At 46.1% G+C, this 12,553-nt stretch carries 13 protein-coding genes and 1 rRNA gene; 9 read left to right on the forward strand and 5 right to left on the reverse strand.

Annotated elements, in window-relative coordinates:
• Positions 1–3: 3 nt before the first annotated feature.
• The 8 genes from BMZ71_RS04440 to BMZ71_RS04475 all read left to right on the forward strand — a co-directional run bounded on the left by BMZ71_RS04440 (position 4) and on the right by BMZ71_RS04475 (position 6,607).
• A complete protein-coding gene (locus tag BMZ71_RS04440) occupies positions 4–1,107 on the forward strand; it encodes an iron-containing alcohol dehydrogenase family protein (RefSeq protein ID WP_068562366.1) in 1,104 nt (367 codons plus the stop codon).
• Positions 1,108–1,110: 3 nt separating this feature from the next.
• A complete protein-coding gene (locus tag BMZ71_RS04445; protein ID WP_086988456.1) occupies positions 1,111–1,935 on the forward strand; it encodes a PTS mannose/fructose/sorbose/N-acetylgalactosamine transporter subunit IIC in 825 nt (274 codons plus the stop codon).
• A gap of 31 nt (positions 1,936–1,966) precedes the next feature.
• On the forward strand, positions 1,967–2,836 hold the full coding sequence (locus BMZ71_RS04450; protein ID WP_086988455.1) for a PTS system mannose/fructose/sorbose family transporter subunit IID: 870 nt from the start codon (positions 1,967–1,969) through the stop codon (positions 2,834–2,836).
• Between the two features lie 30 nt (positions 2,837–2,866).
• Positions 2,867–3,370 carry a PTS sugar transporter subunit IIB gene (locus BMZ71_RS04455; RefSeq protein WP_086988454.1) on the forward strand — a complete coding sequence of 168 codons (504 nt, stop codon included), beginning with the start codon at positions 2,867–2,869 and terminating at the stop codon, positions 3,368–3,370.
• Between the two features lie 95 nt (positions 3,371–3,465).
• Positions 3,466–4,353, forward strand: a complete 888-nt coding sequence (locus tag BMZ71_RS04460) for a hypothetical protein (RefSeq protein WP_086988453.1) — start codon at positions 3,466–3,468, stop codon at positions 4,351–4,353.
• Between the two features lie 36 nt (positions 4,354–4,389).
• Entirely contained in the window at positions 4,390–4,836 is a 447-nt protein-coding gene (locus BMZ71_RS04465; RefSeq protein WP_086988452.1) for a PTS sugar transporter subunit IIA, read from the forward strand.
• Between the two features lie 29 nt (positions 4,837–4,865).
• Complete coding sequence (uxuA, locus tag BMZ71_RS04470; protein ID WP_086988451.1) at positions 4,866–5,933, forward strand: mannonate dehydratase; 1,068 nt, start codon at positions 4,866–4,868, stop codon at positions 5,931–5,933.
• A gap of 32 nt (positions 5,934–5,965) precedes the next feature.
• Positions 5,966–6,607: a bifunctional 4-hydroxy-2-oxoglutarate aldolase/2-dehydro-3-deoxy-phosphogluconate aldolase gene (locus BMZ71_RS04475; RefSeq protein ID WP_086988450.1), complete on the forward strand. Its 642-nt coding sequence runs from the start codon at positions 5,966–5,968 to the stop codon at positions 6,605–6,607.
• A 181-nt stretch (positions 6,608–6,788) separates the two neighbouring features.
• On the opposite strand, the gene mscL is transcribed toward BMZ71_RS04475, so the two are convergent.
• The 5 genes from mscL to BMZ71_RS04500 all read right to left on the reverse strand — a co-directional run bounded on the left by mscL (position 6,789) and on the right by BMZ71_RS04500 (position 11,742).
• Positions 6,789–7,184: a large conductance mechanosensitive channel protein MscL gene (gene mscL / locus BMZ71_RS04480; RefSeq protein ID WP_086988449.1), complete on the reverse strand. Its 396-nt coding sequence runs from the start codon at positions 7,182–7,184 to the stop codon at positions 6,789–6,791.
• An 88-nt stretch (positions 7,185–7,272) separates the two neighbouring features.
• Positions 7,273–8,415, reverse strand: coding sequence for an NAD(P)/FAD-dependent oxidoreductase (locus BMZ71_RS04485; protein ID WP_245734381.1), 1,143 nt, complete (start codon positions 8,413–8,415; stop codon positions 7,273–7,275).
• A 92-nt stretch (positions 8,416–8,507) separates the two neighbouring features.
• Positions 8,508–9,758, reverse strand: a complete 1,251-nt coding sequence (locus tag BMZ71_RS04490; RefSeq protein WP_086988447.1) for a glutamate-5-semialdehyde dehydrogenase — start codon at positions 9,756–9,758, stop codon at positions 8,508–8,510.
• 13 nt (positions 9,759–9,771) lie between these two features.
• Positions 9,772–10,578: a glutamate 5-kinase gene (gene proB / locus BMZ71_RS04495; protein ID WP_370684632.1), complete on the reverse strand. Its 807-nt coding sequence runs from the start codon at positions 10,576–10,578 to the stop codon at positions 9,772–9,774.
• A gap of 318 nt (positions 10,579–10,896) precedes the next feature.
• Positions 10,897–11,742 carry a Cof-type HAD-IIB family hydrolase gene (locus BMZ71_RS04500; RefSeq protein WP_086988445.1) on the reverse strand — a complete coding sequence of 282 codons (846 nt, stop codon included), beginning with the start codon at positions 11,740–11,742 and terminating at the stop codon, positions 10,897–10,899.
• A 534-nt stretch (positions 11,743–12,276) separates the two neighbouring features.
• Here BMZ71_RS04500 and BMZ71_RS04505 point away from each other — a divergent pair.
• Positions 12,277–12,553 (forward strand): 16S ribosomal RNA (locus BMZ71_RS04505); the annotation flags it as partial.

Consider the following 12,553-nt stretch of genomic DNA (forward strand, 5'->3'; position numbering starts at 1 on the left):
TAGATGAATACAGCAGTAAATGTCAAAGTCGGCCCGCAATTTTATAAATACGGGCAGGGTGCCATGGAAGTGATCCCGGACATACTGAATGAATACGGTGTGAAACGGGTGTTGTTGGTCCACGGAACGGTTTCATGGGAGAAGGCAAGACCGTATCTGGATTTTTTGGATGAGGAGTTTACAATCCAATACGAAAAATACAACGGGGAATGCAGCTACAATGAAGCAAACAGGTTGGCAAAGATAGTCGAAGAGGGGAACTTTGATTTCATCATCGGTGTCGGTGGAGGAAAGTTATGCGATTTAGTGTACTACGTTGGAGCGCTTGCGAAAAAACCTTTTGGGGTCGTTCCGACATTGGCGAGCAATTGTGCGCCATGGGCACCGTTATCTGTCATGTACAAAGACAACGGGCTTGCTGAAGGCAAAACAGAACATTATAAAAGACAAGCAGCCTTTCTGATCACTGATCCTGCGCTGGTTGTCGATGCCCCGATCAAATTCTTTATCGCCGGACTTGCCGATACCTTAGCGAAGTGGTACGAATCCGACATGATATTGGAACAGCCGCAGTTTGAAGCGAATAATTTTTTGATGCTTGCCCGGCATTCGGCAAGGATTTGCAAAGATGTCATTGCTGAAGACGGGTTAAAGGCAATCGAAGACATGCGTACTGGCGTTGCATCGGCAGAGTTTATCAAAGTATCTGAAATCATCTTCGGTGTTGCAGGTTTGGTCGGCGGATTCGGTGACAAATATGCCCGTAATACTGCCGCTCATGCCATCCATGATGCGATTTCGGCTTACTTGCCCGGAGTCCATGACTATTTGCATGGCGAAAAAGTGGCTTATGGCATTTTTTATCAATTGGCCTTGGAAGGGAAATGGCAAGTGATTGATGAGCTGATCCCGATGTACGAGAGCTTGCATCTACCAAAGTCTTTGACGGAAATGGGCGAGTACCCATTATCGGAAGAAGCGTTGGACAACATAGTGGCATTGATCAACAAAAAAGAAAAAGTGCATTTGCTGCCGATCCCGATCAATGAAACAATCTTGAAAAAAGCAATAATAGATTTAGAAAAATACATAAATATGGAGGTATAGGCAATGGAAAATATTACCGCAATACAAAGTTTGCTGATTGCACTTTGGGTAGGGGCAGTCATGTCACGTGCATTTTTAGGTGGAGCGACATTAACGTTACGTTTTTCCCCGTTGATGACGGGTTTGATCGCAGGTATCGTAATGGGGGATGTTCAACAAGCAATGATTATCACAGCAGCGATCCAACTAATTTATATGGGGGTTTTCTCTCCAGGGGGAACGATGCCTTCTGAACCAGCAATCGCAGCAGCGATAGCGGTTCCGGTCGCTTTGATGGGTAACCTGCAGCCTGAAGCCGCGATAGCGGTAGCTGTTCCGGTAGGTTTACTGGGTGCTTATCTGTACCAATTCAGATTTTTCATCAACACGTTTCTGGGTAAATACACCGATAAAGCCGTAGAAGACTTGAATGACGGCGGAATCGTGAGATCGATCATCCTTTATCCGACAATCGCTTCTTTCCTTTTGTTTGTGCCGTTAGTATTCATTGCTTTGTACTTCGGAGCACCTGTTATCGCTGATGTCATCACCGCTCTTGAAGGTACGGTTGTGTTCCACATCCTTACAGTTGTCGGCGGCGGTTTAGCGGCTATCGGTATTGCAACAACGATTTATGTCATCGGCCGTAAAGACTATATGGTTTTCTTCCTGTTAGCTTACTTGATGAGCGTTGTGTTGGCTTCCTTGTCAATCACAATGGTAACTTATGCCATCATCGGCGCTTTGATTGCAGCCATTTTCGTACTGGCTAAAGGACAGGGTGCAAAAGCAGCTCCTGCTTCCGCGGGCAGTGCCTCTCTTGATGATGACGATGATGACGATTTCTAAAAAGCAGGCAAATTGAAAGGAAGATGAAAAAATGATAAACGCTAATCTAGATGCTAAAGAAAAAAACATATTAGCACCAGAAGAAATAACCGCTAAAGATGTTACGAAAACCTATTTACGCTGGCACTTTGCGAACGAAATTCCCCACTCATTCGAACGTTATCTGGCGCCTTCGCTGCTTTATGCGATGATGCCGATTCTGCGCAAACTGTACAAAGATGAGGATCAATTGAGAGCTGCCTACAAACGTCAATTGCTGTTCTTCAATACGCAACTTTCATGGGGTGGCGGCGTCATCACAGGGCTGATGTCTTCGATGGAACAAGAACGCGCCAAAGAAGTTGTGAACGGCGAAGAAGTTACCATGACTGACGATCTGATGTACAATACGAAAGCTGGTTTGATGGGCGCTTTGGCAGGGATCGGTGATTCGATCGACTCAGGGACTGTGCAATACATTTTCATCGCCATCGCTGTTCCTTGGGCACAAATGGGTAGCCCAATCGGCGCCTTATTCCCATTCGTCGCTTTTGCTCTTTACCAAGTATTGTTAGGTGTATTCTTTGCACGAAGCGCATTCAAGACAGGTAAAAATGCGACTGGTGTGATGCACAGTGCTGGAATCCAGACTGTCATCGAAATGCTGTCTATCCTGGGTATGTTCATGATGGGGATTTTAGCCGGAAATTACGTTAAAGTTTCGTCAAGTTTAGAATTTGCAATCTCCGGACGGCCATTTGTCCTTCAGGAAACGCTGGATAAGATCATGCCTGGCATGTTGCCGTTGGCTGTTGTTCTGGGTGTATACTTCTACTACATCAAAAAAGGTCTGAAAGTAACACGTGCGTTAGTAGGGTTGACGCTGATTCTGATTGTTCTGGCAGGCATAGGTATTCTATAAAAGGTTCATTAAGAAAGGGAAGTGTGAAAAATGGGAGCAGTAAATTTAGCGCGTGTAGATGAAAGATTGATCCATGGTCAAGTCATGTTGACATTATCCCAACGAGACGGGGTCAATTCGATCTTTGTAGTTGATGATGTTGTTGCCAAAGATAAATTCATGAAAGATTTATACAAGAGTGCGGGAAGCCGTACCGGACAAAAAACGATTGTCATGACGGAAGAAAAGTGCAAATTTTATTGGGATGAGTTCAAGTTTAAAGAGTACAGTGCTATCCTGATCACAAAAACAGTGACAGGCATCTACAACTTGGTCAAACATGGTGTTCCGATCAAGGACCTGAATATCGGCGGAATCGCTAAAAAAGGCGATGACGATATTCTGGTTACAAAATCGGTTTATCTGAACAAAGCAGATGCGCTGAAATTGAAAGAATTAAATGAAGAATATGGTGTCGAAAACATCTACTTCCAAGCAACGCCCTCTTCTTCAAGCTCCAGTTTAGCGGATGTATTGAAGCAATTCGGGTTATAAAATAAATCTGAGCGAGGAAGCAGTTATTGAGTAACAGCAATAGCTGCTTTTCTCAAACATGAAAATAGTGAGCAAGATGATAGGTGGCAAATACTATGCAGCAAAATGAAAAATTTAAAGATTGGCTATTTCGATATCAGTCCTTTTATCGTGTGCGTCGCACGGATAAAAGCAAACGGCGGTTTCTCTCGGCATTGGTGGCGGATATTTCAGAGATGCGGGAAGATGTGCAGGTGATCGAGTACAATCGACACGAAAAGTATGCTTCAAGGAACGTTTACGTTGGCGATATCGAAAAAGCGGATCAGATCATTTGCACGTATTATGATACGCCGATTCAGCATTTTGGTCCTTATGTTTTATTTGACCGAAAAGAACAGGAAAAACGGACGACCAGTTTCATCGTTGCCACTTCCGTGTTATTGCTTCTGGCAGGTATAGCAGGAACGCTCCTTTATATGCGGTACGCTTCAGGTACGGCTGACTTGATTTCTGTTCGTACCGCACTTATTGCTCTTGCATATGGCGTCTATTTTTACTTGTTCGGAAAAATCACTAAGGGACTACCTGATCGAAGAACTGTGGTCCGGAATACATCGTCAGTTTTGGCTTTGTTGGCGATGATCAATGATACAAAAGTAAAAGACGAGAAGACAGCTTTTGCTTTTGTGGATGAAGGTAGTTTTGGTGAAAGTGGTCTCGAAGCAATGCTTACGCCCAAAAATAAGAAAGCAAAGATATTTTATCTGGATTGCGTAGGTGCGGATGCACCGCTGCATGTCATCGGAAATGATATTTCTAAGGCGAAATTATCGGAAATGAGTATTGATCATCAGTCATCGGACGAAAAAATCAATTATATCTTCAGTGCAAAAATATCGGAAAAAGAGCAAAAAACGCAATTTCATCTGGATAAATCGGATTTGAACAAAAAGAATTTAAATATGGAAAATATCACAAAAGTTATGGAATTGTGCAGATAAATGCTGTGCATTCTCCAAAACAAAGGAGGATTATTAATGTTAGGGATTATCGTTGCGACACATGGAACGTTAAGCGATGGACTTAAAAATTCGGCGGAAGTGATTTTTGGGCCGACAAATAATATCAAAACAGCGAACTTGAATCTTGGAGATGACGTGCAGGCGTTAGGCGCAAAAATTAAGGAATCCATCCATGAAGTAGATCAAGGGGATGGAATCATTGTGTTGGTGGATCTGGTGAGCGCCAGCCCGTATAACCAATCGGTGCTTGTGACGAATAGTCTGGAGAAACCACTGCAAGATTCTGTGCATATCATTGGCGGAGTAAACCTTCCGATGTTGTTGGAAGCAATCAACCATCAATTGATCGGAACACAGGTTGATCAAGCCGCTAAAGCAATTATTGCGCAAGGGAAGAGCAGCATCAGCGATTGGCATGTGTCCATGGTTACAGAAGATGATGAAGAGGACGATACTTTTTAAGAAAAATAGAAGGAAAAGGGGAATGCTGAATGAAGTGGGGATTTAGATGGTACGGAGAAAAGGGCGACACGATTCCGTTGGATCATGTTCGCCAAATTCCTGGAATAAACGGAGTTGTGGGAACGTTATTGAACAAGTTGCCTGGAGATGTATGGGAAGTTTCTGAAATCCAAGAATTGAAAGAGTCCGTGGAAAAAGGCGGTCTGGAATTATTGGGGATTGAAAGTGTAGCGATCCATGATGCAATCAAAGCAGGAACATCTGAACGCGATCAATACATTGAAAATTACATTACGACAATCAAGAACCTGTCCGCATGCGATGTTCGCATGATTTGTTACAGCTTCAAGCCGATTTTTGGTTGGGCAAAGACAGACTTATTCTATGAAAACAAAGATGGCAGCTTCTCGCTTGTATACGATCAAGCTGTCGTGGACAAGATGGAACCGGCTGATATGTATAAACTGATCCACAGCCAATCGAAAGGCTTCAGCCTGCCTGGTTGGGAAGAAGAGCGTCTGAATAAATTCAGCAAATTGGTAGAAATGTACGAAGGCGTAACGGAAGAAATCTTATTTGAAAACTTAAGTTATTTCTTGAAAAAAATCATTCCAGTTTGTGAGGAAATGGATGTCAAGATGGCTATTCACCCGGATGATCCGCCGTTTGAACTTTTTGGCTTCCCGCGCATCACGAAGAATTTGGAAGACCTGAAAAAAATCCTCAGCATTGTTGATTCTCCATACAACGGACTTACGCTTTGCACAGGTTCCCTTGGAGCTGAACCAAACAATGATATGGTTGAAATCATCCATGAAGTCGGGAACAAAATCAACTTTGTTCACTTCCGCAATGTCGAATTTTTAGGCGAGCGTAAATTCAGGGAGTCCGCACATTTGAGCACGGATGGCTCCTTGGATATGTATGCCATTATGAAAGCTTTAGTAGATGTCGGATTTGACGGAGTTATCCGTCCCGATCACGGGCGTACTGTTTTTGGCGAAGTCGCAATGCCTGGTTATGGATTGTATGACCGCGCGATGGGCATTACGTATCTGCAAGGATTGCTTGAAGCAATTACGAAGGCAAAAGGATAAATTTCCGCGATGCCAGAAAGCGAGAGTTGAAAATGCCAGCAAATATGGAACACGAAATCTATCGACAAATCGAAGAAACGAAATTGTTGCCTCTTTATACAGCGACTGATCTTTCTTGTCTGGAGCGGTTGGAAGAGATTTTAGTCAAGAACGAAGTGCGTTTTATCGAAGTGACATTCCGAAGTGACTTAGCTTTGGATGCCATCAGGAAGTTAGCCCAGTCCGGAGAATTGATTGTCGGCGCAGGCACTGTGCGGACGTTGAAAGAAGCGAAGGATGCGGTTGAAAATGGCGCAAAATTCATTGTTTCACCAGCAATCGTTCCGGACGTAATCGAGTACTGTATCGGACAGGATATCCCTGTATTTCCTGGAACGGCAACGCCAGGAGATATCCAGCGGGCTACGGAATACGGTATCAAGGTTGTGAAGTTTTTCCCTGCAGATATTTACGGAGGGTTAAAAGCGATCAACGCTTTGAGTGGTCCTTTCTATGACGTCAAATTCTTGCCGACCGGCGGAATCAACGCTGACAATTTTATGGACTATGTCGAAAATGACCACATCGTAGCGGTAGGCGGCTCGTTCATCATCTCTGAAGCAGTCATCAAAAAAGATGATGGAAAGACAGCCGATAAAATACTGAAAACACTGGTGGATAAAATCAGAGCTTAAAATTGGTTGCTGGGTAATGCATGTTCAGGAGTATTGGGCAGAAATGCAAAAAATAGCCGTATGCGTTGTGATTCATTTCGCGCATACGGCTATTTTTGCATATCGATTGGATAAACTGTTGCATGTCTGTTTTGGGACAAAAAAACGTTGGATGCTCGATCATCCAACGCTCACTCCGCTCTTATTCGGCTTTTTTGTTCTGATCAACCATCAAATCACGGATTTCTTTCAGATAAAGTTCAACAACCGGTACTTCTGCTTCAACTTCCACGGGTTCTTCCTCAGGCATTTTGCGTTTGAGTTTGTTGATTACCTTTATCATCAGGAAGAGGACAAGGGCGATCAGCAGGAAGTTCAGTACGGCTTGCAAAAAATTACCGTACGTGAAGTCGGCCTGGCCGATCTTGAATGAAAGGCCTGTCAAGTCAGCGTTACCGGTTACGGCTACGATGATCGGTGTAATGATATCTTTGACTAATGAATTAACGATTGCTGTAAATGCACCCCCGATGACAACCCCGACGGCAAGATCAAGCACATTCCCACGCATGATGAATGTTTTAAATTCTTTCCACATATTTTTCACCTCCATCTAATATAAGTGTATTTCAAGTTCGGCGAAATGGCAAAAAATACGGAGTATAATGGATAATATTTCTGTGTTTTTAGCAAGTCGTCTGTTTGATGTAAGCGTCAATCGGATAGTCTTCGAGGGGCAAGGTGCTTTGTTGCTCACGGACCAGTTCGGTCAACAAATACCCGATCAATGGGCCGGAAGTCAACCCGGATGAGCCGAGACCGCTTGCCGCGAAGCAGTTATCCAGACCCGGGACACTACCGAAAAAGGGGCTGAAATCGGAGGTGTAGGCCCGCGTACCGACACGGATATCCGCGACGGGCGCTTCTTTTAGGTCAGGGAGCCAAGCATAGGCTTGTTCCAGCATCGGATCCGTAATGGAAGCATCGGGCTGTAGATCATAGCCTTTGTCGTTTTCATGGCTTGCGCCGACGACTGTTTTCCCTTGGCCAAACGGAAGCAGATCGATTTCACCTTGAGGCATAATGACCGGGCAGTCCTGCAGAGCGCTGTTTTCAGTTTGGAGGACAACCAGCTGCCCTTTTTGTCCGCGGACGTCGACTGTGTACCCGAGCGGCTGGAGTAGCTCAGGTAGCCAAGCGCCTGCCGCCAGGATGACTGCATCGAATTTTTGCTGTCTTCCGTCCGGTGTCAAGACGGACAAGGTGCCATCGTTATCCTTGGAGAGTGAAACGGTCCCTTTGTGGATACTGCCTCCGAAGCGGGATGTCGCCTGCAGCAATGTATTCGTCAATTCCCGACCGTCCACGCGGGCGCCGCCGCCCACGTAAAGTGCTTGTTCGACGTTGCTGAGCGGCGGGAAGATTTTTTTGATTTCGGTGCCTTTGAGGATAGCGACGTTCCCGATCAGAGGTGCCTGCTCGCGACGTTCCAGTGCACGGTCATGGACCTCCTGGAGGTATTCGACGGATTGTCCTAGGATCAGGGCGCCGCAACGTGCGTAGGCATCCGTCTCCAAGCCGTCGGAAGCCAAGTCGGCCATCAGTTTGTCATAAAAAGCCGCGCCTTCGGAGACGAGGCGGTACCACTTTTTGTTGCGGCGTCTGGACAGCCAAGGGCAAATGATTCCTGCCGCTGCGGCTGTTGCTTGGCCGGTACCGCTGTCGAACACGCTGACGCTGTAGCCGGCTTTTGCCGAGTAGTAACTTGCGGTGGCGCCGACGATGCCGCCACCGATGACTGCAATCTTCTTTTTCATTGGTGTAATCATTCCTTTTCTCTGTAAGACGGTGTTTGCTGCTGATGGACAGAAAAAGCCGGGAACGGTGTCCCGGCTCTCGATATTTTTGATGAGGATTCTTCTTAGGACCTGATTTGGCCTTCACCGTAGATGATGTACTTATAGGAAGTCAATTCCTTCAACCCCATCGGTCCACGGGCATGGAGTTTTTGCGTACTGATGCCGATTTCTCCACCGAAGCCGAAACAACCGCCGTCCGTGAAACGAGAAGAGGCGTTGATGTAGACTGCCGCTGCATCGATATCGTTCAGGAAGTTCTGTGCCGTTTGGTAATGATCGGTGACGATCACTTCGGAATGGCCTGTGCTGTATTTTTGGATATGCGCGATGGCATCGTCATAGGAGGAAACCACTTTGACTGCCAAAATGAAATCTGAGAATTCGGCAGCGAAATCTTCTTCTGTTGCTGGAACAGCTTCAGACAGGCTGCTGCAAGTCTTCGCATCGCCGCGCAATTCCACTTTATAAGGCGCCAAAGCTTCCGCGAAAACAGGCAGGAAAGCATTCGCGATTGCTTCGTGGACAACAAGCGTCTCGATGGAATTGCAGACGGAAGGGCGGGAACATTTCGCATTCACCAGAATGCGCGTAGCCATTTCTAATTCGGCATCTTTATCGATGTACAAGTGGCAATTTCCGACGCCTGTTTCGATGACTGGCACTGTCGCGTTTTTCAGTACGTTCTGGATCAGGCCGGCTCCACCACGAGGGATCAGGCAATCCAGATAGCCATTCATTTTCATGAATTCGCTGGCCAATTCGCGGGACGGATCAGGGATCAGTTGCAGCGTTTCCTTGGCGAAGCCGGCGTCCGCGAGGCCGGCCTGCAATGCGGTCATGATGGCTTTGTTGGATTCCAAGGCCTCTTTTCCACCGCGCAGGATGACAGCATTCCCGGATTTAAAGCAAAGGGCACTTGCATCCGCCGTGACGTTTGGGCGCGATTCGTAAATGATTCCGATAACGCCAAGCGGAACACGTTGCTTGCCTATCGTCAAACCATCGGCTGATTTCGTCATTTCTTCGACATAGCCGACCGGATCAGGCAGTTGTGCGATTTCCTTAAAACTGTCCGCCATCCCTTTGATCCGTTGCGGGTTCAAAGTCAAACGTTCGATCATCGGCGTCGGCAAACCATTGGCCGCGGCAGCTGCGATGTCCTTCGCGTTTGCGGTCAAGATAGCATCTTGATGCGTGTAAAGGGCGGCTTCCATGGCCAAAAGTCCCTCGTTTTTTTGCTTGGTTGAGGCTTTCCTCAGGCTGTTGGCTGCGGCTTTTGCGGCAATGCCCATTTCTTGCAATAAACTGTTCATCGAATATCCTCCTCTACTTATCTTCTCTCACAAAATAGGTTCCTATTTCTTTTCCAGCCAGTATATCGAATAGTACGGTCGGGTCGGTGGCTTGCGTCAATACCATCTGCTGCTTATTCTTCAGTATTTGTTTGGCAGCCTTCAATTTGGTTGCCATGCCGCCGGTCCCGAATTTCGAACCGTTCCCGCCAGCCAAAGCCATTTCTTTTGAAGTGACTGCATGGATGGTGTGGAAGAGCACAGCATCTGGATGCGCCGTTGGATTTTTATCGTAAAAACCAGGTACATCGGACAGCATGATCAACAGATCGGCGGAGATTATCTCCGCAACCGTTGCGGAAAGGCGGTCGTTATCTCCGAATTTTGTCAGGTGATCCAGTTCTTCGACAGAAACAGCATCATTCTCGTTTACGATCGGGATGATGTCCATTTTCAACAACTGTTCGAAGGCGTTTACGGCATTCCTGCGGCTTTCCGGGAACTGCACGATATCCAAAGTCATGAGTATTTGCCCGACGATCTGGTTATAGTGCGAGAAAAAGCGGGTGTAGAGGTTCATCAATTCGGCCTGACCGACGGAAGCGACTGCCTGTTGCTCGGGTATGGATTTCGGACGGTGCGGTAGGTTCAGGTGGTTGAGTCCGACACCGATCGCACCGGAAGATACCAAAACGATTTCCTTCCCCTGATTGCGCAGAACGGTCAAGACATAAGCAAGTCGGTCGATAGTCTGGTAGTTTACGGATCCGTCCGCCAGCATCAAAGAACTTGTGCCGATTTTGATGACGATCCTTTTGCAGTCCAATATTTTGTTGCGAATAGGTTCCATATGCACATCCCCGTTTACGATTTGATTTTTTTCCTCTATAGAAAGAATAGTTTTTTTATGTGTTGCAGAGCTCGCATCCAGCGAGGTATTACTTCATATAGTATCATGGAATGGCGAAAAAATTAAGATATAGCAAAAAAAAGCTGCCTGAAGTTATCAGGCAGCCCTAAAGGAGTTGCTCTTTACTTTGGAGGAGTAAAGAAATTGAAAAAGATTGTTTGTGATTGGCCTACACTCATAGTAAAACTCAATTATGAAGAAACTGTGAAGATTATTTTATGAAATGGATAAGCTTTTATGCTGACGCAGTCAGATCAGTCCGAAAGTACGGAATGCCTGATAGAGACCATCATCGTCCACTGAAGTTGTGATATGATCCGCGACAGCCTTCAGTTCTTCCTTGGCATTCCCCATGGCGATCCCGACCGCACAATAGTCGAACATCTCCAAATCGTTCAAGCCATCGCCGATTGCAATCGTTCGCTCTTTGGGAAGGCTCAGATGTGTCAGTAACGCTTCAATTGCGGTCGCTTTGTGTACGCCTGGTACCATCAGTTCACCGCTGTCATCCCCAAACTGAGGGACGGTGCACTGAATCGTGTCAAAGGCGTTTTCGAATTCCGCCTTGATCTGTGCGAAAGAAAGTTTGTCGCTCTGAAGGAAACAGGCTTTATTGACATCAGTCTTATACAGATCCTCTTCACCGTAGATCAATCCCTCGATGAAAGGATGCGGCTGTTCTTCTTTACGTCTACGGGCATCCGGATCATTGGCGATGTCACCGTAAATGCAACGTTCCACATGAGGCAGGAAATTCTTGCTGGCGAACAGCCCGCCATTTGATTCCAAGTAAAAATCAACGCCATGCTGATCAAAGAAATCCACCATCCGTCTGACTTCACTGGCCGGGACTGTCTTATGGTAAAGCATTCCGTCATTCAGTTCAACAAAGCCGCCGCCAGCACCGATGATGCCGTCAAAGCCGATTTCCATGATGAAATCATAGATTTCCGGTTTTGAGCGGCCGGTGCACAAATAAATTTCGTGCCCATTCAAGCGTGCCTGTCTGCATGCGTCCGCAGCGGAGGAGGGAACCCAGCCGTCATCCGTCACCAAAGTGCCATCAATATCCAAAAAAATGATTTTTTTATCCAATTATAATTCTCGCTTTCTGCCCTCCGATGGGGCTCTCCGTTTTTCATTTCTACTATATAATGGAACACCTGAAAATGCTAGCCAGAAGAACCGTGTGCTGACATGAAAACCGCAATTTTATAAGAAACTTAAAAAAGTTGTTGACAGCATGCGGCTGCGATGATAGTATATAGAAGTTGTCCGCCAGAATCGGCTTTGAAATGATTTGAAAAAATTGTTGACAGACGATTTAGAGCGTGATATTATATAAAAGTTGCTGATCCACGCATCTGCAAGCCGATAATACTTCTGAAAAAAATTCAGAAAAGGCTTGACGGACAGCAGGAGCCGTGATAATATAAATAAGCAATCACGTAATACGTGATGCGCGATTGACCTTTGAAAACTGAACAAAGAATGAACGAACCAAATGTGCAGGGAGCTTAGACTTCGGTCGAAGCAAACGAAGGCGATACATCGTATCGCAAACATAAAGTCAGCAAGAAATTAAGAGCTATTCAGCTTTTCATGAGGGTTTCTGTACAAGAGCCCACATTACATGAGAGTTTGATCCTGGCTCAGGACGAACGCTGGCGGCGTGCCTAATACATGCAAGTCGAACGGTCTTTTCTATGGAAGCTTGCTTCCACTGAGAAGATAGTGGCGAACGGGTGAGTAACACGTGGGTAACCTGCCCATAAGAGGGGGATAACATCCGGAAACGGGTGCTAATACCGCATAGTTTTCTTGATCGCATGATCGGGAAAGGAAAGACGGCCTTTGTGCTGTCGCTTATGGATGGACCCGCGGCGTATTAGTTAGTTGGTGAGGT

It is taken from the genome of Trichococcus flocculiformis, assembly GCF_900113645.1.
Taxonomy (GTDB): domain Bacteria; phylum Bacillota; class Bacilli; order Lactobacillales; family Aerococcaceae; genus Trichococcus; species Trichococcus flocculiformis.